27 protein-coding genes and 1 pseudogene are annotated in these 24,669 nt (G+C 56.8%); 12 read left to right on the top strand and 16 right to left on the bottom strand.

Features of this window, described 5'->3' with window-relative positions; all coding sequences use genetic code 11:
• Positions 1 to 70 precede the first annotated feature (70 nt).
• From V2154_RS16080 to V2154_RS16055, 6 genes and pseudogenes are all read left to right on the top strand, one after another.
• Entirely contained in the window at positions 71 to 415 is a 345-nt protein-coding gene (locus V2154_RS16080) for a carboxymuconolactone decarboxylase family protein (protein ID WP_353503032.1), read from the top strand.
• 51 nt (positions 416 to 466) lie between these two features.
• Positions 467 to 1,147 (top strand): cupin domain-containing protein, encoded by a 681-nt coding sequence (locus V2154_RS16075; RefSeq protein WP_353503031.1) that lies wholly within the window; start codon positions 467 to 469, stop codon positions 1,145 to 1,147.
• Positions 1,144 to 1,323 (top strand): annotated as a pseudogene (locus V2154_RS16070) (NAD(P)-binding protein); the annotation flags it as partial. The gene V2154_RS16075 and the pseudogene V2154_RS16070, both read left to right, overlap by 4 nt.
• Before the next feature lie 194 nt (positions 1,324 to 1,517).
• Positions 1,518 to 2,039, top strand: a complete 522-nt coding sequence (locus tag V2154_RS16065) for an FAD-dependent oxidoreductase (RefSeq protein WP_353503030.1) — start codon at positions 1,518 to 1,520, stop codon at positions 2,037 to 2,039.
• On the top strand, positions 2,023 to 2,769 hold the full coding sequence (locus tag V2154_RS16060) for an SDR family oxidoreductase (RefSeq protein ID WP_353503029.1): 747 nt from the start codon (positions 2,023 to 2,025) through the stop codon (positions 2,767 to 2,769). Before V2154_RS16065 ends, V2154_RS16060 begins: the two co-directional genes overlap by 17 nt.
• 114 nt (positions 2,770 to 2,883) lie before the next feature.
• Positions 2,884 to 3,381, top strand: a complete 498-nt coding sequence (locus tag V2154_RS16055; protein ID WP_353503028.1) for a P-loop nucleotide/nucleoside kinase family protein — start codon at positions 2,884 to 2,886, stop codon at positions 3,379 to 3,381.
• Positions 3,382 to 3,433: 52 nt separating this feature from the next.
• Here V2154_RS16055 and ybaL read toward each other — a convergent pair whose 3' ends face one another.
• The 5 genes from ybaL to V2154_RS16030 form a co-directional block, all read right to left on the bottom strand.
• Entirely contained in the window at positions 3,434 to 5,125 is a 1,692-nt protein-coding gene (ybaL, locus tag V2154_RS16050; protein WP_353503027.1) for a YbaL family putative K(+) efflux transporter, read from the bottom strand.
• 230 nt (positions 5,126 to 5,355) lie between these two features.
• Positions 5,356 to 6,573 (bottom strand): MFS transporter, encoded by a 1,218-nt coding sequence (locus V2154_RS16045; protein WP_353503026.1) that lies wholly within the window; start codon positions 6,571 to 6,573, stop codon positions 5,356 to 5,358.
• Positions 6,574 to 6,615: 42 nt separating this feature from the next.
• Positions 6,616 to 7,095, bottom strand: coding sequence for a Cys-tRNA(Pro)/Cys-tRNA(Cys) deacylase YbaK (ybaK, locus tag V2154_RS16040; protein ID WP_353503025.1), 480 nt, complete (start codon positions 7,093 to 7,095; stop codon positions 6,616 to 6,618).
• Between the two features lie 474 nt (positions 7,096 to 7,569).
• The gene (locus V2154_RS16035; protein ID WP_353503024.1) at positions 7,570 to 8,379 is read right to left on the bottom strand and encodes a TraB/GumN family protein; all 810 of its coding nucleotides are present in this window, start codon (positions 8,377 to 8,379) and stop codon (positions 7,570 to 7,572) included.
• Between the two features lie 159 nt (positions 8,380 to 8,538).
• Positions 8,539 to 8,736: a cation transporter gene (locus V2154_RS16030; RefSeq protein ID WP_485903613.1), complete on the bottom strand. Its 198-nt coding sequence runs from the start codon at positions 8,734 to 8,736 to the stop codon at positions 8,539 to 8,541.
• A gap of 89 nt (positions 8,737 to 8,825) precedes the next feature.
• Here V2154_RS16030 and cueR point away from each other — a divergent pair, with 89 nt between their 5' ends.
• A complete protein-coding gene (gene cueR, locus V2154_RS16025) occupies positions 8,826 to 9,233 on the top strand; it encodes a Cu(I)-responsive transcriptional regulator (protein ID WP_100937446.1) in 408 nt (135 codons plus the stop codon).
• A gap of 419 nt (positions 9,234 to 9,652) precedes the next feature.
• Here the strand turns inward: cueR and V2154_RS16020 are convergent, their stop codons facing one another.
• The 5 genes from V2154_RS16020 to tesA all read right to left on the bottom strand — a co-directional run bounded on the left by V2154_RS16020 (position 9,653) and on the right by tesA (position 13,768).
• On the bottom strand, positions 9,653 to 10,114 hold the full coding sequence (locus V2154_RS16020) for an NfeD family protein (RefSeq protein ID WP_353503023.1): 462 nt from the start codon (positions 10,112 to 10,114) through the stop codon (positions 9,653 to 9,655).
• A complete protein-coding gene (locus tag V2154_RS16015; protein ID WP_034792258.1) occupies positions 10,114 to 11,022 on the bottom strand; it encodes an SPFH domain-containing protein in 909 nt (302 codons plus the stop codon). The genes V2154_RS16020 and V2154_RS16015 overlap by 1 nt, the downstream gene beginning before the upstream one ends.
• A gap of 285 nt (positions 11,023 to 11,307) precedes the next feature.
• The gene (locus V2154_RS16010) at positions 11,308 to 12,165 is read right to left on the bottom strand and encodes a co-chaperone YbbN (protein ID WP_353503022.1); all 858 of its coding nucleotides are present in this window, start codon (positions 12,163 to 12,165) and stop codon (positions 11,308 to 11,310) included.
• Positions 12,166 to 12,291: 126 nt separating this feature from the next.
• The gene (locus V2154_RS16005) at positions 12,292 to 13,068 is read right to left on the bottom strand and encodes an SDR family oxidoreductase (RefSeq protein WP_353503021.1); all 777 of its coding nucleotides are present in this window, start codon (positions 13,066 to 13,068) and stop codon (positions 12,292 to 12,294) included.
• A 58-nt stretch (positions 13,069 to 13,126) separates the two neighbouring features.
• Positions 13,127 to 13,768, bottom strand: a complete 642-nt coding sequence (gene tesA, locus V2154_RS16000; RefSeq protein ID WP_353504013.1) for a multifunctional acyl-CoA thioesterase I/protease I/lysophospholipase L1 — start codon at positions 13,766 to 13,768, stop codon at positions 13,127 to 13,129.
• Between tesA and ybbA the strand changes: the two genes are divergently transcribed.
• Together ybbA and ybbP are read left to right on the top strand one after the other, a co-directional pair.
• Positions 13,739 to 14,425 carry a putative ABC transporter ATP-binding protein YbbA gene (gene ybbA / locus V2154_RS15995; RefSeq protein WP_154145576.1) on the top strand — a complete coding sequence of 229 codons (687 nt, stop codon included), beginning with the start codon at positions 13,739 to 13,741 and terminating at the stop codon, positions 14,423 to 14,425. The two genes, tesA and ybbA, sit on opposite strands and share 30 nt — an antisense overlap.
• Entirely contained in the window at positions 14,422 to 16,854 is a 2,433-nt protein-coding gene (gene ybbP, locus V2154_RS15990) for a putative ABC transporter permease subunit YbbP (RefSeq protein ID WP_353503020.1), read from the top strand. The genes ybbA and ybbP overlap by 4 nt, the downstream gene beginning before the upstream one ends.
• A 63-nt stretch (positions 16,855 to 16,917) precedes the next feature.
• Here the strand turns inward: ybbP and purK are convergent, their stop codons facing one another.
• Together purK and purE are read right to left on the bottom strand one after the other, a co-directional pair.
• Positions 16,918 to 17,982 carry a 5-(carboxyamino)imidazole ribonucleotide synthase gene (gene purK / locus V2154_RS15985; protein ID WP_353503019.1) on the bottom strand — a complete coding sequence of 355 codons (1,065 nt, stop codon included), beginning with the start codon at positions 17,980 to 17,982 and terminating at the stop codon, positions 16,918 to 16,920.
• Positions 17,979 to 18,488, bottom strand: coding sequence for a 5-(carboxyamino)imidazole ribonucleotide mutase (purE, locus tag V2154_RS15980; protein ID WP_034792251.1), 510 nt, complete (start codon positions 18,486 to 18,488; stop codon positions 17,979 to 17,981). Before purE ends, purK begins: the two co-directional genes overlap by 4 nt.
• A gap of 182 nt (positions 18,489 to 18,670) precedes the next feature.
• On the opposite strand from purE, the gene V2154_RS15975 reads away from it, so the two are divergent.
• Complete coding sequence (locus V2154_RS15975) at positions 18,671 to 19,282, top strand: MiaE family protein (RefSeq protein ID WP_034792250.1); 612 nt, start codon at positions 18,671 to 18,673, stop codon at positions 19,280 to 19,282.
• 19 nt (positions 19,283 to 19,301) lie between these two features.
• On the opposite strand, the gene lpxH is transcribed toward V2154_RS15975, so the two are convergent.
• Complete coding sequence (gene lpxH, locus V2154_RS15970; RefSeq protein WP_353503018.1) at positions 19,302 to 20,024, bottom strand: UDP-2,3-diacylglucosamine diphosphatase; 723 nt, start codon at positions 20,022 to 20,024, stop codon at positions 19,302 to 19,304.
• Positions 20,025 to 20,035: 11 nt separating this feature from the next.
• Positions 20,036 to 20,530 (bottom strand): peptidylprolyl isomerase B, encoded by a 495-nt coding sequence (gene ppiB / locus V2154_RS15965; RefSeq protein WP_034792247.1) that lies wholly within the window; start codon positions 20,528 to 20,530, stop codon positions 20,036 to 20,038.
• A 285-nt stretch (positions 20,531 to 20,815) separates the two neighbouring features.
• On the opposite strand from ppiB, the gene cysS reads away from it, so the two are divergent.
• Positions 20,816 to 22,207, top strand: a complete 1,392-nt coding sequence (gene cysS, locus V2154_RS15960; protein ID WP_353503017.1) for a cysteine--tRNA ligase — start codon at positions 20,816 to 20,818, stop codon at positions 22,205 to 22,207.
• 96 nt (positions 22,208 to 22,303) lie between these two features.
• Here the strand turns inward: cysS and ybcJ are convergent, their stop codons facing one another.
• Together ybcJ and folD are read right to left on the bottom strand one after the other, a co-directional pair.
• Positions 22,304 to 22,525, bottom strand: a complete 222-nt coding sequence (ybcJ, locus tag V2154_RS15955; RefSeq protein WP_034792243.1) for a ribosome-associated protein YbcJ — start codon at positions 22,523 to 22,525, stop codon at positions 22,304 to 22,306.
• Between the two features lie 28 nt (positions 22,526 to 22,553).
• The gene (folD, locus tag V2154_RS15950; RefSeq protein ID WP_353503016.1) at positions 22,554 to 23,420 is read right to left on the bottom strand and encodes a bifunctional methylenetetrahydrofolate dehydrogenase/methenyltetrahydrofolate cyclohydrolase FolD; all 867 of its coding nucleotides are present in this window, start codon (positions 23,418 to 23,420) and stop codon (positions 22,554 to 22,556) included.
• 182 nt (positions 23,421 to 23,602) lie between these two features.
• Here folD and V2154_RS15945 point away from each other — a divergent pair, with 182 nt between their 5' ends.
• The gene (locus tag V2154_RS15945) at positions 23,603 to 24,514 is read left to right on the top strand and encodes an L-lactate dehydrogenase (protein ID WP_353503015.1); all 912 of its coding nucleotides are present in this window, start codon (positions 23,603 to 23,605) and stop codon (positions 24,512 to 24,514) included.
• Positions 24,515 to 24,669: the final 155 nt, after the last annotated feature.

The raw sequence follows: 24,669 nt of genomic DNA, 5'->3' as shown, positions 1-24,669 counted from the left end.
ACATTTCAATAATGCCTGCGACGAAAGGGACGTGATGGGTCACGTCGCCTGATTGAAGAAGAGATTTTCTATGTTGCTGAACTGGAATGAACATCGCGATGAACTGCTGGGGAAAGTGAATGAGTTCGCCAAGCTGACGCCGGAATTTATGCGCGGGCTGGTCAAGATGGATGCGGGCGCTTCCGCGACTGGCCATTTGGACCCGAAAATCCATGAGCTGATTGCGGTGGCGGTGGCGGTGACCACCCGCTGCGACGGCTGTATCTCCGTTCACGTTAAAGCCGCCGCCAAACACGGCGCGACGCGCGAAGAGATTGTCGAAGCGCTGGCCGTGGCGATTTCCCTCAATACCGGCGCGGCGCTGACCTACACCGCCCACGTGCTGGACGCCTTCGACTCATTGCCAAAAGCATAATTTTTTCCGGCGCTTAGCTGCGCCGGTCTGCTCTCTTATCGGAAACGCATCATGTTAGTCAATCACGACCTCTCTCTGCGCGCGCTGGTCACGGCAGATGAATATGAGTGGGTAAGCTCGCCGCAGTCCAGCGTTCACCGCGTCATGCTAGACCGCATTGGCGCAGAACAGGCGCGGGCCACCAGCATTGTTCGCTATGACGCGGGCTCAGATTTCCCCACACATTCGCACCCTGACGGCGAGGAAATTTTGGTGCTGGAAGGGGTGTTTTCCGAAGGGGAGCAGCACTATCCGGCGGGCTGGTATCTGCGTAATCCGCCGGGTTCTTCCCATCAGCCTTCCAGCAAAACGGGGGCGACGATTTTCGTCAAACTGCGGCAGATGGCCGCCGCGGATACCCAGCGAGTGCGCATCAATACCTTGGAAGCAAGCCGCTGGCAGCAACGGCAGGGCCGTGAAATTTGCCCGCTGTACCAGAGTGCGCATGAGCTGGTGCGGCTGGAAAGCTTAGCCGCCGGAGAGCCGATTTTTAGCGGTGAGCCGGTGGCCGGGGCCGAGCTGTTGGTGCTGGGCGGAGAGATAACAGAGGGCGCTAGCGCCTATTCCACGGGCAGTTGGCTGCGGCTTCCTGCTGGCACCTTTCCTGAATTAGTGTCCGGCAAGGCCGGGGCGCTGTTGTACATCAAAACCGGCCATTTGCCCGGGCAGAAAACATTGGCGGTGAAGCAATGAGACAGGTGCAAGTTGCCATTGTTGGCGGCGGCCTGAGCGGAATGTATGCCGCCGCGCTTTTGGAGCAGGCGGGCGTGGATTATCTGCTGATTGAAGGGCGCGATCAGGCCGGTGGGCGCATTCAGTCGCTGCACGCCGCAGATGAAACTCAGCGTTTTGATCTCGGCGCTACGTGGGTCTGGCCAGCCTTTCAGACCCAGTTGGCACAGCTTTTACAACAGCTTGATATTGAGCTTATCGCGCAAGAAGAGCAGGGCGACATGCTGCTGGAGCGCGGCCTGCACCGGCCTATTTCGCGACATCCTGGTTACGTTTCACCCCCGCGCTGCCAGCATCCGTCGCCAGAGAGTGGGCCAATACCGGCACTTGGATGGCGCCGCACGCCAAATACGTGGCAGTTTACTCCCGACCTTTTTGGCGGCAGCAAGGGCTGTCAGGGGAAGCACGCAGAGCCGTCGGCCCTATGGCTGAGATTCACGATGCCTCGGCGTCAGAGCAGGCTGCGGCACTGTTCGGCTTTCTGGGAATGCCGGCGAAAACGCGCTGGACCACCAGTGAAAGCAACCTGAAAGATCTCTGCCGTGCGCAGTTGGTCAGGCTGTTTGGCGAGCAGGCGTCGCATCCGGTTGCTGAGTTTTTCAAAGACTGGGCCGAGGATCCGCTGACCGCCACGGCGAGCGATCTGACCGTGGAACCGGGTCATTCGATCCCTCAGGCTTTTATCCGCGAGGGCGCCTGGCAGGGGAGATTACAGGGCATCGCTAGCGAGTGGTCGGCGGCCTTTCCGGGTTATATCGCCGGGGCAATAGACGCCGCGACACGGGGCTTTACGACTTTCACAACTCAATCAAACCAACCCACTCAGGGAGCACAGTATGAGATTGAAAAATAAACGCGTATTGATCACCGGTGGCACCAGCGGCATTGGCTTAGCTACGGCCAAATTAATGCTGCGCGAAGGGGCGCGGGTGGCGATCACCGGGCGCGATGCCGGGAAGTTGCAACAGATTAAACAGCAGCTGGTAGGGGATGTTCTGGCGATTCAGGCTGACGTGCTGGCGCCAGAGGATCTGCGCCGTATCCACGACCAAGTATCCGCTGAGTTTGGCGGACTGGACGCGTTTTTTGCCAACGCCGGTGTGGCCTTCGGCTCGCCGCTGGCGAGTACCAGCGAGGCGCGTTACGACGAGCTGATGGATATCAACGTCAAGGGCGTGTTCTTTTCCATGCAGGCGATTTCGCCGCTGTTGCAGCCGGGCGCGTCGGTAATTCTCAACACCTCGTGGCTGAATCAGGTCGGCACGCCGGGCCTGTCTCTGCTTTCGGCCTCCAAAGCGGCGGTGCGATCGCTGGCGCGGAGTTGGTCGGCAGAGCTATTAGAGCGCAAAATCCGCGTCAACGCCGTCAGTCCGGGGGCGATGAATACGCCTATCCACGGGCGCAGCGGCGGTACAGAGGCTGAAGTTGACGCTGGCAAACAGCGCATTGCGGCGCGAATTCCCCTCGGGCACTTGGGGGAGGCCGAAGATATCGCCAACGCGGTGGTGTTCCTCGCCAGCGATGAATCTCGCTACATGCTGGGGGCTGAAGTGGTAGTCGACGGTGGCTTTTCGCAGCTTTAGCTCTTGATTTGACTCAATAAGGCCAGCCCTCTTGCTGGCCTTATTTTTCAGCTCTCTTCGCCCCAGCGCGTGCTACTCTTTTGATTCATTTACTAGCAGCAAAGCGAGGAAAGCATGTCCCAGACCGCCACGGAAACTCCCACTCTTCACCTGCTCTGCGGTAAAATTGCCTCGGGCAAATCTACGCTGTCTGCCCGGCTTGCTGCCCGCCCGTTAACGGTGATTATTAGCGAAGACCAGTGGCTGGCGCGGCTTTACGCCGAGGAGATGCATAGCGTGGCCGACTACGTGCGCTGCTCGGCCAAGCTACGGGACGCCATGGCCCCGCACCTGATTGTCTTGCTGCAAGCCGGTATATCAGTGGTGCTCGACTTCCCGGCCAATACGCTAGCAAACCGCCAATGGATGAAGGGGATTGTCGAGGCGTCCGGCGCTGACAACCAGCTGCACTATCTCGACGTGCCCGACGAGGTGTGCAAAGCCCGGCTCCGCGCCCGCAATCAGGCCGGTGAGCACGACTTCGCCGCCACCGACCAGCAGTTTGATTTCATCACCAGCCACTTTGTCCCGCCGACGGAAGACGAAGGGTTTCAGGTGGTGGTTTATCGCTGAGTGAAATAAAAAAGCCTCCCATATGGGAGGCTTTTTGCTAGTCGAAAAGGCGTTAAATCGGGCAGTAAGGCCGCTTTTCGTCTTCTTTCATTACGTCAACATGCAGCATATTCAGCATGCTGTTGGCGATTTCACGTTCACCCATCACCACTTCGTTTGCCCCGCGCTCCATGATGTAACGCACTTCGTCGTCATAGTGGGCGCGGGCGATGATCTCGATATTCGGGCGTTTGGTTCTTGCCGAGGCGACAATCTCACCGGCTTCGTAGCCATTGGGAATGGTCACCAGCAGCCAGCGGGCGCAGTCCAGACGGGCCAAATCCATCACTTCCTGATTGGCGGCGTTACCCAATACCGTGCTGATACCTTGCTCGCGCAGCGCTTCGACCCGTGGCCGGGAGTTCTCAATTACCACCAGTGGAATGCCCGCGGCCTGAAGCTTCTCGCCCAGCAGGCTACCCACGCGACCATAGCCCACCAGCAGGGCGTGATTGCACAGGTCGAAGGGGATCTGCTTCTCGTCTTCGACAGCTTCTTCCACGCTCTGATCGTCGATTGTTTCGGTCTTCGCCAGATATTTTTCCAGCAAAGTGAACAGCAGCGGGTTGAGCATAATCGACAGGATCGCGCCCGCCAGCACCAGATTGCGCCCATGCTCAGACAGCATGCCGAGCGTGATACCCAGACCCGCGAGGATAAAGGCGAACTCACCAATCTGCGCCAAACTGACAGAGATCGTCAGCGCGGTGCGCCGCGAGTGGCCGAAGGTTTTCACTAGCAGGAAGGCGGCGATCGATTTACCGAAGACGATAATGCCCAGCGTCGCCAGCACCGCCAGAGGCTCGCGGATGATGATCAGCGGGTCGAACAGCATGCCGACAGAGACAAAGAACAGCACCGCGAAGGCGTCGCGCAGCGGCAGGGTGTCGTGCGCCGCGCGTTGGCTCAGTTCGGACTCGTTTAGCACCATGCCCGCGAAGAACGCACCCAGCGCAAAGGAGACGTCGAACAGCTCCACCGCGCCATAAGCAATGCCCAGCGCCAGCGCCAGAACTGCCAGCGTAAACAGCTCACGCGAGCCGGTACTGGCGGTGCGGGCGAGGATCCACGGCACCAGGCGGCGGCCGACCACCATCATTAGCACCATAAAGGCGATCACTTTGCCGATGGTTATCGCCAGTTCCATACCCAGCGCGCCAAAGCTTGAATGCTCACTCTCCATCATGCTGCTAAAGGCGGGCAGTAAAACCAGCGTCAGCACCATCACTAAGTCTTCGACTATCAGCCAGCCTATGGCAATTTGCCCGCGCTGGCTGTCAATCAGTTGCCTTTCTTCCAGCGCCCGCAGCAGCACCACGGTACTGGCGGTGGAAAGACAGAGGCCGAAGACCAGACCGGCAGCCAAGTCCCAGTCCAGCAGGCGTGACAGGCCGATACCCAGCAGCGTCGCGACCGCGATTTGCAGCACTGCGCCGGGGATAGCGATGGATTTTACTGCCAATAAGTCTTTGAGAGAGAAGTGTAAACCTACGCCGAACATCAGAAGGATGACGCCAATTTCCGCCAGCTCAGGAGCAAGAGAAGTATCGGCGACAAAGCCCGGAGTAAAAGGGCCAGCAAGCACGCCAGCGGCAAGATAGCCGACAAGAGGGGAAATTTTAAGGCGATTGGCGAGCATCCCGAACAGGAAGGCCAGTACCAAACCGCCGACGATGGTGGTTATCAAGGGCGTAGAGTTGTGCATCCATACTCCTTCTAGTTATGCGTCAGTGCAAAGTGTAAGAGAGTGTTAATGATTTTATGGCATATCGGCGACCGATGTGTAAAAAAATGTGCCTTGAATGTCAAAAAATAACGATTTTGATGTAAATCGAGATGAAAGTGACATTTCACAGGGTTTTGGACAGCGATGTTTCAGTGGGCAAGGTGAGTGTGCTGCCGATAACGGAGTATCGGCAGCATAAAGGCAGAAGTTTAGGACTGCTTTTGTTCAATATTCGGTAAGAATGCGGTGAGAATCCCCAATAGCGGCAGGAAGGCGCAAATCTGATACACCAGTTCGATGCTGGTGCGGTCGGCAACGTAGCCCAGCACCGCCGCCCCAAGGCCGCCCATGCCGAAGGCCAAACCAAAGAACAGGCCAGAAACCATGCCCACTTTGCCCGGAATCAACTCCTGCGCAAACACCAAAATTGCCGAGAACGCCGAAGCCAATACCACGCCGATGATCACGCTCAGAATGCTGGTCCACATCAGGTTGGCGTGGGGCAGCAGCAGGGTGAAAGGTGCGACGCCGAGGATCGAAGCCCAAATCACATATTTACGTCCAATCTTATCGCCAATCGGCCCGCCAATAATGGTGCCCGCCGCCACGGCGAACAGGAACACAAACAGGTGGATCTGCGCGTTTTGAATCGACACGCCAAACTTGTGAATCAAGTAGAAGGTGTAGTAGCTACTCAAGCTGGTCAGGTAGAAGTACTTGGAGAACACCAGCACCAGCAGAATACCCATCGACATCGCCACCGTGCGGCGCGGCAGCACGGTGATATTGCCCGCCACGGGACCGCGCTTCTTGATGATCTGCTGCTGTTGGCGATACCACTTACTGATTTGCAGCAGTACCACGATACCCAGCAGGGCCGCCAGTGAGAACCAGGCCACATTGCCTTTGCCATAAGGGGCGATAATCAGTGCGGCCAGCAATGGCCCCAGCGAGCTTCCCAAGTTGCCACCCACCTGGAACACCGACTGCGCCAGACCGTGACGGCCACCGGACGCCATGCGTGCAACGCGAGAGGACTCCGGGTGGAAGACTGAGGAGCCGGTGCCCACCAGCGCGGCGGCTAACAGCACCACCGGGAAGGTCTGCGCCACCGCCAACAGCAGCAGGCCGGAGAGGGTAAAGCCCATGCCAATCGGCAGCGAATAAGGCTGCGGATGCTTGTCCGTGTAATAACCAATAATAGGTTGTAGCAGCGAGGCGGTTATCTGATAAGTCAGGGTTATCATGCCTATCTGGGTAAAGCTGAGGGAAAACTCGTTTTGCAGCAGGGGATAAATCGCCAAAATCAGCGACTGGATCATGTCATTGAGCAGGTGGGAAACGCTGATTGCGCCGAGTATCCCGAAGGCGGTGCGCTTGGCGGCGCTGGCTACGGGTTGGGTAGGGAGGTCGGTACGGTCGGTCATCTCTATCTAAGCCTTTATTCTTGTAGTAAGTAGCGGAAACAGTCAGTCAACTTTAGCGATGTCGGCAAATTTTCCGCGCAGCAGGGTACAAAGATCGCCCGCAGCCAGTTCAATATCAAGCCCGCGTTTACCTCCAGAGACAAAAATGGTGGCATAACTTTGCGCCGGGCTATCGATAACCGTGGGCAGCAGCTTTTTCTGCCCCAGAGGGCTAATTCCACCAACCAGATAGCCGGTCACGCGCTGGGCAATCTGCGGGTCAGCCATATCGGCCTTCTTCGCGCCAAGGGCTTTGGCGACTTTCTTGAGGTCTAACATTGAGGCGACTGGCGTGACGGCCACGGCCAAATTTTTTGCGTCACCGTTGAGTGAAACCAGCAGGGTTTTATAGACCTGATTAGCATCCAGCCCGAGTTTCTGCACGGCTTCGTCACCGAAGTGGGTCTCATCACTGCTGTGTTCATAAGGGTGGAGGGTAAAAACCACCTTATTTTTTTCCAATAATTTGACTGCTGGCGTCATATCCATCCCCGACAAAAGATCCCAATAAAAAAAGTCACCGGGTCTATGAGGGTAAAAATGCCTCAGACGTTCACGATGACTTAATTAGCGGAAAAATAATAACTCTGCTCAATCTTTTGATTGTAAAGCATAAAGAGTATTTCTTGAACGAATGTTAAATATTAGTCTAGCGAATGTCTGTTGCCAAGACCCAATACAGATTGCTAACCTACTACTGCCAGTGTTCTGTCCCGCAAGAGACAAATGCTGAAGCTATAACTAATAAAATGAAATTCCTCTTTGACTGGCCAATAGCAATATTGGCCACTTTTTTGATCCTCTTTATCCTTCAAGCCAGCTCTGCGTTGGCTTCCTTCGCTCGCCCTAGACACTTACTTGTGTAAGCTCCCAGGGGCTCCCTCAGTTGCCGCCTTGATCTGACTCGAATGATTTTGAGGATCTCGAGTTTTGTTCTTGTTCAGGCACAAACCCAACTCAGCGCCGATCCGCTGTCAGCATATCCGGCAGGTTGCCTTCGCCATACAGATGCAGCGCGCCGACGGCGACCACGTATTTACCGGGCGGCAGGGCGTTGAGTTGCTGCTTCCAGCGTAGGTTGCGTTGATTCATCAGCACGTCGTACAGGTCATTGCTGAAGGTGTTGGGCAGCGGCTCCATGCTTTGGCTGGGCTGGGATTCCAGCCACCAGCTGATCATGGTTTGCAGCAGCCGCGCGTTGGTGTGCCAGTGAGTCAGGGTGTCTTCCAGCAGCGAACGGCCGTCGTCCGGCAGTTGCTGAAGCAGGGTGAGCTGCTCCTGCGGGCCTTCCAGCTCGATGATTTTCTTCTGCTCGCGCCGTGCGGCTTTCAATAGCTGATAGTCAATGCCGTATTCGCCGCGCAGCCCAAGGCGCTGGGCCTGACCGGCTTGTAGCATCAGCGCGACCTGCCAGCAGGGCAGGTGATTCAGGCTATAGATAGATGTCCCCAACTCCTCGCAGAGTCTCTCCACCTGCAAATATTGCTGCTCAGTCAGCCTCTCGCTAAGTGGCGAGAGATCTTCCGCGATGCCGAAAGGCGATTCCGCCTCGCTGATGTCGGCTTCGACAACCAACGCGTCGGCCTGCGACAGCCGTTTCAGCAAGATATCTGGCAGGGGCTGCATATTCATGGTGCCCATGTGGATGCTGCCAACCAGGTGCAAATGACGGTCGCCGGGAAGCTGGATATCCATCGCCGGATAGTGATATTCCGCGGGAGAAAGCAGACCGAGCCAGCGGGCAAGCTGGTAAAAGATATGGCCCATATGGCGTTGTCTCCTTGCAAGGGTGAAGGGGCATGCTAGCGCGTCGCTGACGTAGCGAACAGGGGGAAAGTCTTGATTTTCGGGGGGAAGGCGAATTAAAAGCATGAAAGTCACGTTTATCGCCGCGGGCAGAGTTACCAGCGGCGATGGCGCAGGACGTTAAGCGACTGTCGCCTGATAGCCCGCTTCTTCGACAGCGTCGATCAGCTCTTGGGTTGGCGCAGAGCCTTCAACCACGGCTTTGTTCAACTCAACGTCCACTTTGGTGGTGCCTGACACGGCTTCCAGCGCTTTGCGCGTAGACGCCACGCAGTGTCCGCAGGTCAAACCTTCAAGGTGTAAAACGGTCGTCGTCATAGGGAGTTCCTCTGGATACTGTTGGTTGGCCTTTGTTCGATTCAGGGGTAGGATAAACCTTCCAGCAAGGTGAAGGTCAAGGGGGCAAAATGAATATCAGCGATGTGGCAAAGAAAACCGGTTTGACCAGCAAAGCGATTCGCTTCTACGAAGAGAAGGGGCTGGTGACGGCGCCGATGCGCAGTGATAACGGCTATCGTACTTACGCTCAAAAGCATATTGAGGAGCTTACGCTACTGCGTCAGGCGCGGCAGGTGGGTTTCACTCTGGATGAGTGTCAGGAGCTGGTGGCGCTGTTCCACAATCCCGACCGCCACAGTGCCGATGTGAAAGCGCGAACGCTTGAGAAAGCCGCAGAGATTGGTCGACATATTGAAGAGTTAACCGAGATGCGCCAGCGGCTGCTGGCGATGGCAGAGTCCTGTCCGGGCGATGAAGGAGCGGCGTGCCCAATCATCGACAATCTCTCTTCGCCCTTGGCACCGCAGCTGCGTTAGCCGCTTTCGGTCACCCGAATCACTGACTGATGTCAGCTCATCGGGATTCCCTCTTTTGCTGCCTTGCTGCAGCACCAATGGCTTTGAGAGAGCTTAGAGACGGCTGTTGCTCGGCTCAACTTTCAGCGTAATGCCCTCGACCTTGGCACCGCAGCTGCGTTAGCCGCTTTCGGTCACCCGAATCACTGACTGATGTCAGCTCATCGGGATTCCCTCTTTTGCTGCCTTGCTGCAGCACCAATGGCTTTGAGAGAGCTTAGAGACGGCTGTTGCTCGGCTCAACCCTCAGCGTAATGCCTTCGACCTTGGCACCGCAGCTGCGTTAGCCGCTTTCGGTCACCCGAATCACTGACTGATGTCAGCTCATCGGGATTCCCTCTTTTGCCGCCTTGCTGCAGCACCAATGGCTTTGAGAGAGCTTAGAGACGGCTGTTGCTCGGCTCAACCCTCAGCGTAATGCCTTCGACCTGGGTGATGACCACGTCGTCACCCACGCTAAGCTGCGCGGTGCTGGTGATGCGCCAAGTGCTATCGCCGATGCGCACGCGGCTGTAGCCGTTACTCATGGGTTCGAGGACGGTAGCATGCATGCCGACCAGCTGCTGGCCGCGCTGATTCAGCGAGCCATTCTGCCGGTCCGGCCTCTGGCGCGTGCTGAGCCACTTCCACCACAGCCACGCGGCGACCATCGTCAGCACGGCGAAGCTGATACCCTGCCATTCCCACGACAGCGGCAGCAGCCACGTCAGTAACCCTACCAGCGCCGCCGCAATGCCACTCCACAGCAAATAACCGCTCGCACCGAGCAGTTCTGCTGCCAGCAACAGGCCGCCGAGTGACAGCCAAAACAGGTGCGGGCTTGCTATAAGCTGTTGCAGCATTATTTTCCGCCTTTGGTTTCTTTCAACAGTTCCGCGATCCCGCCAATCGAGCCCATCAGGCTGCTGGCGTCCAGCGGCATCATGATCACTTTACTGTTATTGGCTGAGCCGATTTTGGTCAGCGCGTCGGTGTATTTCTGTGCCACGAAGTAGTTGATGGCCTGCACGCTGCCGGCGGCGATTGCCTCAGACACCATTTTAGTGGCCTGAGCTTCTGCTTCTGCCGCACGTTCACGGGCTTCAGCTTGCAGGAAGGCCGACTGGCGCTCACCCTCGGCTTTCAGGATCTGAGACTGTTTTTCACCTTCGGCGCGCAGAATGGCTGACTGGCGTACACCCTCGGCTTCAAGGATATCGGCGCGTTTGGTACGTTCGGCTTTCATCTGGGCGTTCATCGCCGAGATAAGCTCTGCCGGTGGGCGCACGTCGCGAATTTCGATACGGGTGATTTTTACGCCCCACGGGTTGGTGGCTTCGTCGACGATATGCAGCAAACGCGCGTTGATATTGTCGCGTTGTGACAGCATCTCGTCCAGTTCCATCGAGCCCAGCACGGTACGGAAGTTGGTCATGGTCAGGTTAACAATCGCCTGCTCAAGGTTGCTGACTTCATAGGCGGCGCGCGCCGGGTCAATCACCTGAATAAAGCAAACGGCGTCGATAGCCACATTGGCGTTATCGCGGGAGATCACTTCCTGAGAAGGAATATCCAGCACTTGTTCCATCATATTGATTTTGCGGCCGACGCGGTCGACGAAGGGCACGACCAGATTCAGGCCGGGCATCAGGGTTTTGGTATAACGGCCAAAACGCTCGACGGTCCACTGATAGCCTTGGGGAACAATTTTAACACCGGCGAAAACCACCAGTAGCGCGAGAACGACAATAATCGGGATAACGGTCAACATAGTTTGAACTCCTGTAATACCTTTGATATTTCAAGCTACGGAGGCGTGAGTTGCTTTCCTGCAACTGGAACTATTTGGGGTATGGCTGCGTGTCCTATTGTTTTCTGGAGATTTTCCAGAAAAAACAAATTCATGTGAGCAGAGCGCATATATTTTGCTCACTGGGGATTGTCGCACAAAACATTCAGAAGTCGTATTGATTCAGCTTAGGCGAATAACTAAATAGAGGGGAAAGCAGCGCGGCGGGTGCCGCGCTGGGGGACGCTGTGATGCGTTCTGCGGGGATCAGTAAAGCAGGGAATAGAGCTGGCGGCGGTACTTGGCGGCCAGCGCATCGCCGGTGCCGAGTGCAGCCAGAATGTCCATCAGCGTTTTACGCGCAGAACCATTGGCCGCGCCGAGATCTTTCTTCAGCGGTGCCATCAGCAGTTCCAGCGCCTCTTCATTTCGGCCCACCGCGTGCAGTTGCAGGCTGAGCTTAACCGCCAGCTCAACGTTGCCCGGCTCTTGCTGAAGTTGCTGCTGCAATTGCTGGATTTCAGGGGTGTCAGCAGCTTGTTTTAGCAGCTCGATTTGCGCGATAAGCCCCTGATAGCGCGAGTCTTTATCTTGCAGCGGAATAGTCGCCAGCACGGCTTCGGCATCTTCACTGCGGTTGAGCTGAATTTGCACTTCAGCCAGCATCAGGCCGATATCACTGCGCTGCTGGCTGAGCTGCCAGGCCTCTTTTAGCAGCGGCAGGGCGCCTGTCAGATCACCGGCTTGCAGCAAATCTTGGGCCTGCGCCACTTTCAACTCTTCTTCTTTCGGCAACACTTTTTGCAGCAGTTCGCGGATCACCTCTTCCGGCTGAGGGCCTTGGAAACCGTCTACCGGCTGACCATCTTTGAACAGATAAACCGCCGGGATGGAGCGCAGACCGAACTGCTGAGCAATCATCTGTTCGGCGTCACAGTCGACCTTTGCCAGAATCAGCTGACCGGCGTACTCGGCGGCCAGTTTGTCGAGGATCGGCCCCAGCACCAGACAGTGCTGGCTGCGTTCGGACCAGAAGTAAAACATCACCGGAACCGACATGGACTGTTCCAACGTCTGGTGCAGGTTGGTTTCGTTGATAGTAATGATCGAAGGTTGTGCCAGCATAAATCAGTCTCTCTTATCTTGGTGAAGCCCTGTCCCTAGTTGAAACAATGCCGCGCCGAGATTGTGATAAATAATAAGATGTTAAAAGCTAAATGGGGGCACTTGTGCCAGCTTCAACCCCTGCCGCTAGCTATTACCGCGCAGGATTTTATCCAGCACGCGGCCGGGTAACAGGCGGCGCAGCACGGTGATGCCGTGCGCCAGCAGCGTCACCGGATAGCGCAAACGCGCCTTCGGGCTCTCTAAAGCATGGCGCAATTTCGGCAAAACTGCCTCTGGCGTCAGGGTAAAACGCTTGGCGATGCCCGGATTATTCACCGGTTTATCGGCCTGCGACTGATTAACGTTCTGCGTGAAGTTGCTGGTCAGCGGGCCGGGTTCAATCAGGCTGACCTGTACCCCCGTGCCGTGCAGCTCCATGCGCAGGGCGTCGGACCACGCCTCCAGCGCGTATTTACTGGCGGCGTAGACCCCGCGCCCCGGCGTGCTGATCAAGCCCATCACCGAGCTGGTCTGAATAATGCGTCCCTCGCCATGGGCCAGCATGGCGGGCAGCAGCAGTTGAGTGAGCTGATGGGTGCCGAACAAATTGGTGGAAAACTGCTGCTCGAACTGCTCCCGGCTGATGCCGCTTAGCTGCCCGTAAACCCCGTAACCAGCGTTATTGAAGAGGCCATACAGGCGATTGCCGGTCAGGGCGATGACTTCCGCGGCGGCGCGCTCGACGCTCTGCTTATCGTCCAAATCCAGCTGAACGGTTTCGAAACCCTGCAGCTGGAGATTCTCAAGATCCTGCGCTTTGCGACAAGCCGCCAGCACGCGATAGCCGCGCTGACGCAAATCGTGCGCGGCAGCCAACCCAATGCCGCTTGAGCAGCCGGTGATCAATACTGCTTTTTGCATAACTTTACCTGTCAGAAGCCCCTATTTTTCAGGACTGTGGTTTACTTAGGGTTTCGGCCTATTTGACCAGCGGCGCGAGTTTGTCCGCCATCCAGTCAGCGATAAATGGCTGAGCCACCTGAGCCGGGTGCAAACCGTCATCCTGCATCCACTCTGGCTTCACGGCGACCTGTTCCATAAAGAAAGGCACCAGCGGGATGTCGTTCTGCTTCGCCAACGCCGGGTAAATGCCATAGAAGGCGTCAGTATAACGGCGTCCGTAGTTCGGCGGCAGGAGGATTTGCATCAGCAGCGGCTCGGCGTTGGCCTGTTTCACCAAGCCGATAATTTGGTTCAGCGTCTGGGAGATTGCCGGTGGCGCAAAACCACGCAGACCGTCGTTAGCCCCCAGCTCAATCAGCACCCAGCGCGGCTGATGCTGTTTCAACAGCGCGGGAAGGCGAGCCAGCCCTTGTGCCGCAGTATCGCCACTAATACTGGCATTAATAATGGTGGGTTTACCTTCTTCTCTCTGCCACTTGTTATTTAGCAGGGTTGGCCAGGATTGGGCAACCGGAAGGCGATAAACCGCGCTTAAACTGTCTCCAACAATCAGTAACTTATCAGCTGCGGTGGCGCGAGCACTCAGCGTTGCAGCGACCAGCATTGATACAAGTAAAAGGAAAGGAAGATGCCAGCGGGAAACGTTCTTGAAGTTCATCATCTTAGTAAACACGTCGGTCAGGGTGAAAGTCAGTTAACCATCCTGTCCGGTGTGGAGCTGGTTGTCAAACCGGCGCAGACCATTGCGCTGATCGGCGAGTCGGGGTCAGGTAAATCTACCTTGCTGGGTATTTTAGCCGGGCTGGATGATGGTACCGGGGGCGATGTGAAGCTGCTCGGCCAGTCTCTGACCGACATGAATGAAGAGGGCCGCGCCGCGCTGCGCGCCAAAAACGTCGGCTTTGTGTTTCAATCTTTTATGTTGGTGCCGACGCTCAACGCGCTGGAAAACGTCCAGCTTCCGGCCCTGCTGCGCGGTGAGTCTGACGCCAATAGCCGCGCGCAGGCGGTGCAGCTTTTGCAGCAGTTGGGCCTGGGCGAACGCCAGCACCATCTTCCGGCCCAGCTTTCCGGCGGCGAGCAGCAGCGCGTGGCGCTGGCCCGCGCATTTATTGGCAAACCTAAACTGCTGTTTGCCGACGAACCGACCGGCAACCTCGACCGCGCCACCGGCGAGCGCATCGTCGACTTACTCTTCTCACTCAACCGCGACGCGGCAACCACGCTGATTCTGGTGACTCACGACGAGCAACTGGCGGCGCGCTGCCAGCGTCGTTTGCGCCTGCGTGACGGAAAATTGTGGGAGGAAGCATGATTTGGCGCTGGTTTTGGCGAGAGTGGCGCTCGCCTTCGCTATTAATCGTCTGGCTGGCCCTGACGCTGGCGGTGGCCTGCGTGCTGGCCTTGGGCAGCATCAGCGACCGCATGGAAAAGGGGCTGAGTCAGCAAAGCCGTGATTTTATCGCCGCCGACCGCGTGCTGCGTTCCGCCCGGCCCATTACCGAAGCCTGGTTGCAGGACGCCGAGAAGCAGGGGCTGAAAGTCAGCCGCCAGCTCAGCTTCATGACCATGACCTTCGCCGGAGACACGCCGCAGCTGGCGGATGTCAAAGCGACCGACCTTGCCTATCCGCTATATGGCGATTTGCAAACTCAGCCGCCGGGCGTGAAGCCTGAGCCGGGCACCGTGCTGGCCGCGCCGCGCCTGATGGCGCTGCTCAATGTGAAAGTGGGCGACAATTTAGAAGTCGGCGATTCGACTTTTAAAATTGCCGGAGAAATTGTTCAGGAGCCGGATTCCGGCTTCAACCCGTTTCAGACTGCGCCACGCCTGATAATGAATCTGGCGGACGTGCCTAAAACCGGCGCGGTGCAGCCGGGCAGCCGATTGACCTATCGCTATATGTTTGCCGGTTCGCCGCAGGACATTCAGACCTACGGCGATGCCATCAAGGGCCTGCTGAAGCCCGACCAGCGCTGGTACGGCATGGAAGAGTCTGAGGGCGCGCTGGGCAAATCCTTGCAGCGTTCTCAGCAGTTCTTGCTGCTGTCGGCGCTGCTGACGCTGATGCTGTCGATTGCCGCCGTGGCCGTCGCCATGGGCCATTACTGCCGCAGCCGCTATGACTTGGTGGCGGTGTTGAAAACCCTCGGAGCGGGCCGCCGTTCGCTGCAAAAACTGATTATCGGCCAGTGGGTGGCGGTGTTGCTGCTGGCGGCGGTGTCTGGCAGCGTGATTGGTTTGCTGTTCGAAGCCTTGCTGATGAAGATGCTGACGCCTGTACTGCCTACCGCCTTGCCGCCGTCGGGCGTTTGGCCGTGGATCTGGTCGATGGGCTCTTTGTTGGTGATCTCCCTGCTAGTGGGGGCGCGCCCTTACAAACAGCTGCTGGCGACCCAGCCGCTGCGCGTACTGCGCAATGACGTCGTCGCCAATGTCTGGCCGCTGCGCTGGTTTATTCCTGTGATGCTGCTGATTGTGGTCGGCCTGTTGGCGGCGCTGGTTGGCGGCAGCACCTTGCTGTGGTCACTGCTGGCCGGCGTGGTGGTTCTGTCGCTGCTGCTCGGCGCGATTGGCTGGGGCAGCCTGCTGCTGCTGCGCCGCGTCACCGTCGGCAAGCTGCCGCTGCGGCTGGCTATCAACCGTCTGGTGCGCCAGCCGTGGGTGACGCTCAGCCAGCTGGCGGCTTTCTCCATGTCCTTTATGCTGCTGGCGCTGTTGCTGGTGCTGCGCGGCGACCTGCTCGACCGCTGGGAGCAGCAGTTGCCGCCGGATAGCCCTAACTACTTCCTGCTGAACATCACTAAGGATCAGATCCCGCAGGTGACGGAATTCCTCAACCAGCATCAGACCAAGCCGGAGGAGTTCTACCCGATCGTGCGCGTGCGGCTGACCAAGATTAACCAGCAGGTGTCGACGGATATCATCAAACCGGACGATGCCGCCGGTGAGGCGGTCAACCGCGAGCTTAACCTGACGTGGATGCAAGGCTTGCCGGATCACAACCCGCTGGTGGCCGGAGACGGGCCGCCGAAGGCTGGCGAAGTGTCGATAGATGAAGGGCTGGCGGGGCGTCTGGGCGTGAAGCTTGGCGATACGCTGACCTTCAGCGGCGACACGCAGGACTTCAGCGCCAAAATCACCAGCCTGCGCAAAGTGGACTGGGACAGCCTGCGGCCGAACTTCTACTTTATCTTCCCGCCGGGCGCGCTGGATGCTCAGCCACAAAGCTGGCTGACCAGCTTCCGCTACGAAGGGGACGCCAAGGCGATCACCCAGCTTAATCGCCAGTTCCCGACCCTCAGCCTGCTGGATATCGGCTCGATTCTGAAACAGGTGGGGCAGGTACTTCAGCAGGTGAGCCGCGCGTTGGAAGTGATGGTGATTCTGGTAATGCTGTGCGGCGGATTGCTGCTGCTGGCGCAGATTCAGGTTGGCATGCGCCAGCGCCGTCAGGAGCTGATCGTGTACCGCACGCTGGGAGCCAGTAAGAAGCTGCTGCGCGGCACCCTGTGGTGTGAATTCGCGGTGTTGGGACTGGTCGCGGGGATTGCCGCCGCCGTGGGCGCCGAAGCCGCTCTGTGGCTGCTGACGCGCAAAGTGTTTGATTTCCCTTGGGAGCCGAACATGGTGCTGTGGTGGTCGGTGCCGCTCATCAGCGCGATTTTGCTGTCACTGTGTGGCGGTTGGATGGGCGTGAGATTACTGCGGGGAAGGGCGCTGTTCAGAGCTTACGGCAACTGATTTACCGCAACTGACTTACGAGAAATAAAAACGGCTCCCTCAGTCTTGCGGGAGCCGTGCCAATCAGAGCTTCGCCAAGGCCCAGTCAATGCCGCTGGCGTATTCCGCCGGTAACAGCGGAATAAGCGATTTCAGGTTATCTTTCAACAACTCTGCGCTGGCATCATTGAGGTTGAGATGCCCGACTTTGCGCCCGGCGCGCACTTCCTTCTCATACCAATGCAGGTTCACCAGCGGCAGGCTCAGCCACTCGTTGGAGACATCCGTACCAATCAGATTGACCATCACCGACGGCGTGCTGACCACCGGCTTAGGCAGCGGCAGGCCGAGAATGGCGCGTAAATGCATTTCGAATTGGCTGTAGGACGCGCCGTTTTGCGTCCAGTGGCCGCTGTTGTGCACGCGCGGAGCCAGCTCGTTGATCAGCAAACCTTCGCTCACCACGAAGCACTCCATCGCCATCACGCCGACATAGTTCAGCTCGTTGAGGATGGCGGCCAGCATGCTTTCAGCTTGCTGTTGCAGCGCGGCGTCAGGGGTAGGCAGAGCGACGCTGGTGCGCAGAATGCCGTCCTGATGCAGGTTGTGAGTTAGGGGGTAGAAGACGGTTTTGCCATCGTGGCCGCGTGCGCCTACCAGTGACACTTCACCAGAAAAGTTAATGCCTTGCTCGACAATGCACTCACCGTAGCAGTCGGCGGGCAGGGTCTGCTCTTCCCCGGCACGCAAGCGCCACTGGCCGCGACCGTCATAGCCGCCGACGCGGCGTTTGACGATGGCTAATTCGCCAAGCTGGGAAAATACCTGTGGCCATTCGGCGGCGTCAGCCAGCAACTGCCAAGGGGCGGTGGCTAAACCGAGTTGGTCGAGTAACTGTTTTTGCGTCAGGCGGTCGGCCAAACGCGGGAAAATATCGCGGTTCACGAAGGCGCTGTGGGTTGCCAACTCGCGAGTTAAGGCGGTTTCAGGCCAGCGCTCGATTTCAGCGGTGATCACGCTCTGCTGAAAAGGCACGGCTTCCGGCTCGGCGTCCAGCCCGACGGGATAGACGGCGATGCCTAAAGGTTCACCGGCCTGACGCAGCATGCGGCCGAGTTGGCCATTTCCGAGTACGCAAACCGGCTTCATGCTTCCTCCCGAGGATCGGGATTGTTCAGCACTTCGTCAGTCTGCGCCTGACGCCATGCGGCGATATCTTTACCAATCTGCGCGTCGTGCAGCGCCAGAATTTGCGCGGCTAGCAGCGCGGCGTTGGCGGCTCCGGCTTTGCCTATAGCCAGCGTACCCACAGGGATACCGCGCGGCATCTGCACAATAGAATAGAGGCTGTCGACGCCACTCAGCGCGGCGCTTTGCACCGGCACGCCAAGCACTGGCACCAGCGTTTTAGCTGCCAGCATACCCGGCAGGTGAGCCGCGCCACCGGCTCCGGCGATAATCACATCAAAACCGTTGGCAGACGCCTGTTCAGCAAAGCTAAACAGCTTGTCTGGCGTGCGGTGAGCAGAAACAACTTCGACATGGAAAGGAATATTCAGCGTCGTGAGGATCTCGGCGGCGAACTGCATGGTCGCCCAGTCACTTTTTGACCCCATAACAATCGCGATTTTGGCTGGGGTAACGTTGGATGACATGTCGGTAATGCTCCTGTGATAATCAGTAAGTAACGCGCAGAGGCCGCAAATCATATCACGCTCAACTGGCAAGGAAAACGGTTGCGTCGCCGGAAACAGTTGGTTTTATGGTGAGAAGTCAGCGCGGGATTTGTATAATCCGTATCGATACGATCCTAAATAAATGAACTGGAAACTGATTTATGACACAGGCTTTGTTGGCTCCGATTTATGATTTTTTGCATTGCGAAACCCCGGCGCGCTGGGTGGACGTGGCGCTGGAGAATCAAGAGATCATGCTGATTGACCACGCCAACTGTGAAAAGAAGGCGGCGGCCACCGCCATGAGCCTGATGACCAAATACGTCGAGCGCACCGAGCTGCTGTTCTGCGCCGCCCGTCTGGCGCGTGAGGAGCTGCACCACTTCGAGCAGGTGGTGGAGATCATGCAGCAGCGCAATATTCCCTATACCGTGCTGTCGCCGTCGCGCTACGCCAGCGGCATGATCAAGCATTCGCGCCATCACGATGAGCTGAACATTTTGGTGGATAGATTGATTATCGGGGCTTATATCGAAGCGCGTTCATGCGAGCGTTTTGCCAAAATCGCGCCGCATCTCGATGAGACGCTGTCGCGCTTCTACACGTCGCTGTTGCGCTCCGAGGCGCGCCATTTCACGGATTATCTGGAACTGGCTCAGCAGTATGCGGGGGAAGATATTAGCGAGCGGGTGCAGTCTTTCGGGCGCGTTGAGGCGGAGTTAATTCTGTCGCCAGACGAGCAGTTCCGCTTCCACAGCGGCGTGCCGGTCTAACCTCTACTCATCAGTTTATTCAGAATGGGAAGGTGATAAGCTCGACGCCCTCGGCGCTGACTTTGATCATCGACCCCTCTTCGTGCCATGCGCCTAATACCGCGCGATGCCCGGTTTTACCGTCTAGCGGCACATCGTGGACGGCGGGGCGGTGCGTGTGGCCGTGGATCATCCACTCAACGCCGTGGCTTTCCATTTCGGAGATCACCGCTTGCGGGTTGACGTCCATCACTTCTAACGATTTTCCGCTATTGGATGCTTTGCTGTTGGCGCGCATTTTGGCGGCAATGGCTAAACGCCACTTGAGGGGCAGGGCGAGGAACAACTTCTGAATCAGCGGGTTATGCACTTTTTTGCGGAATTTCTGGTAACCCACGTCGTCGGTGCACAGGGTGTCGCCGTGCAGAATAAGCACCCGGCGGCCGTACAGCTCCAGCACTTTCTTCTCCGGCAATAGCTGCATCAGGCTGGCGCGGGCAAAGCGGCGTCCGAGCAGAAAATCGCGATTACCGTGGATGAAGAAACAGGGCACGCCTTGCTGATGTAACTCGTTGAGCGCGGAGGCGATTTCGGCGTGAAGCGGTTCGGGATCGTCGTCGCCTATCCAGGCTTCAAACAGGTCGCCGAGGATGTAAAGTGCGTCGGCCTGCGGCGCATCTTCACGTAAAAAACGCAGAAAACCGGCAGTAATTGCCGGTTCTTGTGCGCACAGATGGATATCTGCAATAAAAAACGTTGCCATTAAGACGACGATTATTCGCTAACGGTAACGCTAGTGATGATCACGTCTTCTTGCGGAACGTCCTGGTGCATGCCGCTGCGGCCAGTTTTTACTTTTTTGATTTTCTCAACCACGTCCAGACCGTCGGTGACTTCTGCGAACACGCAGTAACCCCAACCCTGTGCGTTTTCGCCACGGAAGTTTAGGAAGTCGTTGTCAGTGACGTTGATGAAGAACTGCGCGGTAGCTGAATGTGGGTCATTGGTACGGGCCATAGCCAGCGTGCCTTTGGTGTTTTTCAGACCGTTATTCGCTTCGTTTTTAATCGGCGCATCGGTGTTTTTCTGGTTCATGCCTGGCTCAAAACCGCCGCCCTGGATCATGAAACCGTCGATGACACGGTGGAAAATGGTGTTGTTATAGAAGCCTTTACGGCAATAGTTCAGGAAGTTTTCAACGGTAACCGGCGCTTTATCCGCGAAGGTGTTGATAACAATGTCGCCGTGGTTGGTGTGAAAGGTAACCATAATAATCATCCTGCTTATGTTGATGTGTGCTCTCAGTGTGAGCCCCCAATATAGCCTTTTCTTATACCACAACTCAAAAGCAGGCGTCAGCCGCGGGTTTTAGTTGCTCGCTTTACAAACAAGGGTTGCCGGATAATCGCCTTCTCTCTAACATTAAGTGTTACTTTATAACAATATGACCAGAGAAAGCCGCTCTGCGGCGGCTTATGCCGTTTCGGTGAAATCATTTTCGTTATATTATGACCCCAATTGACGTTTTCTATGCCCAACACACGGAATAGCCTGATGCTTAAGATTTTTAATACCATGAGTCGCCAAAAAGAGGAATTCAAGCCAATTCATGCCGGTAAAGTCGGTATGTACGTGTGTGGGATAACTGTTTACGACCTCTGTCATATTGGTCATGGTCGTACTTTCGTATCATTTGACGTGGTAGCGCGTTACCTGCGTTATGCCGGATATTCGCTGAAGTACGTGCGTAATATCACCGATATCGACGACAAAATTATCAAACGTGCTGCGGAGAACGGCGAGAGCTTCACCGCGCTGACCGACCGCATGATCGCCGAGATGCACGCCGATTTCGCCGCGCTGGGTATCCTGCCTCCAGATGCAGAGCCGCGCGCCACGGGCCATATTGCTGAAATCATCGACATCGTGCAGAAGCTTATCGACCGCAACCACGCCTACGTGGCTTCTAATGGCGATGTGATGTTCTGGGTGGAAAGCGATGCTGATTACGGCGCGCTTTCCCGTCAGGATCTCGAGCAGCTGCAGGCCGGTGCGCGGGTGGAAGTTGAAGCCAACGTCAAACGCAACCCAATGGATTTCGTGCTGTGGAAGATGTCCAAGCCGGGCGAACCGAGCTGGACTTCTCCGTGGGGCGAAGGCCGTCCGGGCTGGCACATTGAGTGTTCAGCCATGAACTGCAAACAGTTGGGCGAGCATTTTGACATTCACGGTGGCGGTTCTGACCTGATGTTCCCGCACCATGAAAACGAAATCGCCCAGTCTACCTGTGCTCACGACGGCCCGTATGTGAACACATGGATGCACTCCGGCATGGTGATGATTGACCGCGAAAAGATGTCGAAATCGCTGGATAACTTCTTCACCGTGCGCGACGTGCTGAAATATTACGACGCCGAAAGCGTGCGCTACTTCCTGATGTCTGCGCACTATCGCAGCCAGCTGAACTACAGCGAAGATAACCTCAAACTGGCGCGTACCTCGCTGGAGCGTCTCTACACCGCACTGCGCGGCACTGACGCTGCTGCAAAACCTGCCGGTGGAGAAGCCTTTGTGGCGCGCTTCCGTGATGCGATGGATGACGACTTCAACACCCCAGAAGCCTACTCCGTGCTGTTCGACATGGCGCGCGACATTAACCGTCTGAAAGCGGAAGATATCAATGCAGCCAATGGCTTAGCGGCTGAACTGCGGCAGCTGGCTGGCGTGCTGGGCCTGCTTGAGAAAGACCCAGAGCAGTTCCTGCAATCTGGCGCTCAGGCAGACAATGGTGACGAAGTGGCTGAGATTGAAGCTCTGATCAAACAGCGTAACGACGCCCGCGCCAGCAAAGATTGGGGGATGGCGGACAAGGCTCGCGATCGTCTTAATGAGATGGGTATTGTGTTGGAAGATGGCCCAGCCGGAACCACCTGGCGCCGCAAATAGGCTATTTACTTGTCATTTTGCCCCTGGGCAATGCTCAAAATCAAAAAAAGCGCGGTTGGATTTCTCCACCGCGCTTTTTTATTGCCTTAGCCGAGCTTATTCAGCAGAGGCTTTGACTACCAGCTTGCTGCTGGCGAACTCGACCTGTTGGTCGGCGAGAATTTTGCAACGTTTACGGGTTTCCACCTGCCCGTTGACCTTCACCTGACCTTCGGCGATCACGGCTTTGGCCGCGGCACCGCTTTCACACCAGCCCATAAACTTGAGCAGGTCGCACAGTTCAACGTGCGGGTGTTTTTCGAGATAAAAAGTTTCCATGTATTCCTGACTTATCAATTACAGATTTTTAGTTGGCGCTGATGTCGTGGTATTCCTCACAAGCCTGCAAGGTATTTTGAATCAGCGTCGCGACCGTCATCGGGCCTACGCCGCCCGGCACCGGTGTAATAAATGAAGCGCGCTCGGCGGCGGCATCAAATTCCACATCGCCGACAACTTTACCATTTTCCAGCCGGTTAATACCGACATCCACCACGATTGCGCCCGGTTTTATCCATTCACCCGGAATAAAGCCCGGTTTACCGACGGCAACCACCACCAGATCGGCGTGTTCAACGTGATGACGCAGGTTTCTGGTGAAGCGATGGGTGACGGTGGTGGTGCAGCCCGCCAGCAGTAACTCCATGCTCATTGGACGGCCCACGATGTTGGATGCGCCAATCACCACGGCGTTCAGGCCGTAAGTGTCGATGCCGTAACGCTCGAGCAGAGTCACAATACCGCGCGGGGTGCATGGGCGCAGGGTCGGCGCGCGCTGGCACAGGCGGCCAACGTTATAAGGGTGGAAGCCATCCACGTCTTTGTCTGGACGAATACTTTCCAACACTTTGACGTTATCGATGCCCGCTGGCAGCGGCAGTTGCACCAAAATGCCATCAATATCGCTGTCGTTATTCAGCTCATCAATCAATTTGAGCAACTCACCTTCGGTGGTGGTCATCGGCAAATCATAAGAGCGCGACAGGAAGCCCACTTCTTCGCAAGAGCGACGCTTGTTGGCGACATAAATTTGCGAGGCGGGGTTCTCACCCACCAGAACAACGGCTAAGCCAGGTACACGTTTTCCGGCAGCCAGTCGTTGTTTTACTTTTTCCGCAACTTCGCTTCTGACCTGCTGCGCAATCGTTTTACCGTCAATAATCTTTGCTGACATTAGGGAGTAAATCCATCAATGAGTAAATGCAGGGGGATGGCGCTATTTTGGCAGAAGCGAGGGGCGCTGTCAGGCGTTGAATGATCTTCATCGATAAAATAGCCGCAGTTTTGCTACGACTTGTGGCTAAAAAATAGCTATTTTAAGAGGGCACAACATCAAAATAATAAGGATAAAACAAGATGGTACGTAAAGTAGGTATTGTTGGTGCGGGCCATGTCGGCGCCGATGTCGCTTTTTCACTGGTTACACAAGGATTGTGTGACGTCATCGTCCTGCTCGATGAAAACCAGCCCAAGGCCGCGAGTCAGGCATTAGAGCTGCGTGATATGGCCTCGCTGGTCTCTTCGCGGGTAAAAGTCGTGGCGAATGACTATGCCGAGCTGCACGACGCCGACGTGCTGGTGATCGCCGTCGGGCCGAAAACCCTGCTGCGCGAAGACCGGCTGGAAGAGCTGGCCGAGACGCGTGCGGCAGTTCGACAAGTCATTCCGCAGGTGATTGCCAGCGGCTTTGGTGGTGTCATCCTCAACATCACCAATCCGTGCGACGTCATTACGCAAATCATCCAACAGACCAGCGGCTTGCCGCACAGTCAGGTATTTGGCACCGGCACCTCGCTGGACACCGCTCGCATGAAGCGCGTGGTGGGGGAGTTCTTCGGCTTCGACCCAAAAAGCGTGACCGGCTACGTGCTGGGCGAACACGGCGAATCGCAGTTTGTCGCCTGGAGCACCGTACGCCTCGGCGGCCGCCCGGTAGCCGAACTGGCAGGGGATCGCGACGTAGATTGGGCGCAAATGGACGATAGAGTGCGCGGCGGCGGTTGGGATATTCTCCAAGGCAAAGGCTGGACCAGCTTTGGCATCGCCACCGCCACGGCACGGCTGGTGGACGTCATACTGTCGGATGCCAACAGCGTCTATCCCGTGTCGGCGTGGGATGAGAACCTCAAGGTGTATATCGGCCAGCCGGCGGTTATCGGCAAACGCGGCATAGTGCAAACGTTGATGCCAGAACTCACGGCCTATGAAAATATCGCCTACCACGCCTCATCCCGCGTGATTTCCGCCGCCATCAATTCAGAAAAATAGTACTGATTGATTTTGCAGCTAAAAAACGGGCAGAGCGCTGAATGATCGATAAGTTATGGCAAATTGTTCAGTCATTAAGCAGTGAGTTCGAAAGCCATTGACTCACCGCGGTCTGCCCGTATAATCCGAGTCCGCAACGCTCCCTTCCGGGACTG

Origin of the sequence: Ewingella sp. CoE-038-23 (genome assembly GCF_040419245.1) — a bacterium.
Taxonomy (GTDB): domain Bacteria; phylum Pseudomonadota; class Gammaproteobacteria; order Enterobacterales; family Enterobacteriaceae; genus Ewingella; species Ewingella allii.
Note: the sequence above shows the minus strand (reverse complement) of the source record. Positions and strands in the feature narration are given on the sequence as shown.

What these genes read in the sequence shown, in the direction of transcription:
- cysS (WP_353503017.1), top strand. Translation starts at nt 20,816, where the DNA reads ATGCTTAAGATTTTTAATACCATGAGTCGCCAAAAAGAGGAATTCAAG.
- ybbP (WP_353503020.1), top strand. Translation starts at nt 14,422, where the DNA reads ATGATTTGGCGCTGGTTTTGGCGAGAGTGGCGCTCGCCTTCGCTATTA.
- V2154_RS16005 (WP_353503021.1), bottom strand. Translation starts at nt 13,068, where the DNA reads ATGCAAAAAGCAGTATTGATCACCGGCTGCTCAAGCGGCATTGGGTTG.
- V2154_RS16030 (WP_485903613.1), bottom strand. Translation starts at nt 8,736, where the DNA reads ATGACGACGACCGTTTTACACCTTGAAGGTTTGACCTGCGGACACTGC.
- ybaK (WP_353503025.1), bottom strand. Translation starts at nt 7,095, where the DNA reads ATGACGCCAGCAGTCAAATTATTGGAAAAAAATAAGGTGGTTTTTACC.
- ppiB (WP_034792247.1), bottom strand. Translation starts at nt 20,530, where the DNA reads ATGGTTACCTTTCACACCAACCACGGCGACATTGTTATCAACACCTTC.
- ybcJ (WP_034792243.1), bottom strand. Translation starts at nt 22,525, where the DNA reads ATGGAAACTTTTTATCTCGAAAAACACCCGCACGTTGAACTGTGCGAC.
- ybbA (WP_154145576.1), top strand. Translation starts at nt 13,739, where the DNA reads ATGCCAGCGGGAAACGTTCTTGAAGTTCATCATCTTAGTAAACACGTC.
- V2154_RS15975 (WP_034792250.1), top strand. Translation starts at nt 18,671, where the DNA reads ATGACACAGGCTTTGTTGGCTCCGATTTATGATTTTTTGCATTGCGAA.
- V2154_RS16045 (WP_353503026.1), bottom strand. Translation starts at nt 6,573, where the DNA reads ATGACCGACCGTACCGACCTCCCTACCCAACCCGTAGCCAGCGCCGCC.
- V2154_RS16035 (WP_353503024.1), bottom strand. Translation starts at nt 8,379, where the DNA reads ATGGGCCATATCTTTTACCAGCTTGCCCGCTGGCTCGGTCTGCTTTCT.
- tesA (WP_353504013.1), bottom strand. Translation starts at nt 13,768, where the DNA reads ATGAACTTCAAGAACGTTTCCCGCTGGCATCTTCCTTTCCTTTTACTT.
- V2154_RS16020 (WP_353503023.1), bottom strand. Translation starts at nt 10,114, where the DNA reads ATGCTGCAACAGCTTATAGCAAGCCCGCACCTGTTTTGGCTGTCACTC.
- V2154_RS16010 (WP_353503022.1), bottom strand. Translation starts at nt 12,165, where the DNA reads ATGCTGGCACAACCTTCGATCATTACTATCAACGAAACCAACCTGCAC.
- V2154_RS16065 (WP_353503030.1), top strand. Translation starts at nt 1,518, where the DNA reads ATGGCGCCGCACGCCAAATACGTGGCAGTTTACTCCCGACCTTTTTGG.
- V2154_RS16015 (WP_034792258.1), bottom strand. Translation starts at nt 11,022, where the DNA reads ATGTTGACCGTTATCCCGATTATTGTCGTTCTCGCGCTACTGGTGGTT.
- V2154_RS16080 (WP_353503032.1), top strand. Translation starts at nt 71, where the DNA reads ATGTTGCTGAACTGGAATGAACATCGCGATGAACTGCTGGGGAAAGTG.
- folD (WP_353503016.1), bottom strand. Translation starts at nt 23,420, where the DNA reads ATGTCAGCAAAGATTATTGACGGTAAAACGATTGCGCAGCAGGTCAGA.
- V2154_RS16075 (WP_353503031.1), top strand. Translation starts at nt 467, where the DNA reads ATGTTAGTCAATCACGACCTCTCTCTGCGCGCGCTGGTCACGGCAGAT.
- V2154_RS16060 (WP_353503029.1), top strand. Translation starts at nt 2,023, where the DNA reads ATGAGATTGAAAAATAAACGCGTATTGATCACCGGTGGCACCAGCGGC.
- purK (WP_353503019.1), bottom strand. Translation starts at nt 17,982, where the DNA reads ATGAAGCCGGTTTGCGTACTCGGAAATGGCCAACTCGGCCGCATGCTG.
- lpxH (WP_353503018.1), bottom strand. Translation starts at nt 20,024, where the DNA reads ATGGCAACGTTTTTTATTGCAGATATCCATCTGTGCGCACAAGAACCG.
- ybaL (WP_353503027.1), bottom strand. Translation starts at nt 5,125, where the DNA reads ATGCACAACTCTACGCCCTTGATAACCACCATCGTCGGCGGTTTGGTA.
- V2154_RS16055 (WP_353503028.1), top strand. Translation starts at nt 2,884, where the DNA reads ATGTCCCAGACCGCCACGGAAACTCCCACTCTTCACCTGCTCTGCGGT.
- V2154_RS15945 (WP_353503015.1), top strand. Translation starts at nt 23,603, where the DNA reads ATGGTACGTAAAGTAGGTATTGTTGGTGCGGGCCATGTCGGCGCCGAT.
- purE (WP_034792251.1), bottom strand. Translation starts at nt 18,488, where the DNA reads ATGTCATCCAACGTTACCCCAGCCAAAATCGCGATTGTTATGGGGTCA.
- cueR (WP_100937446.1), top strand. Translation starts at nt 8,826, where the DNA reads ATGAATATCAGCGATGTGGCAAAGAAAACCGGTTTGACCAGCAAAGCG.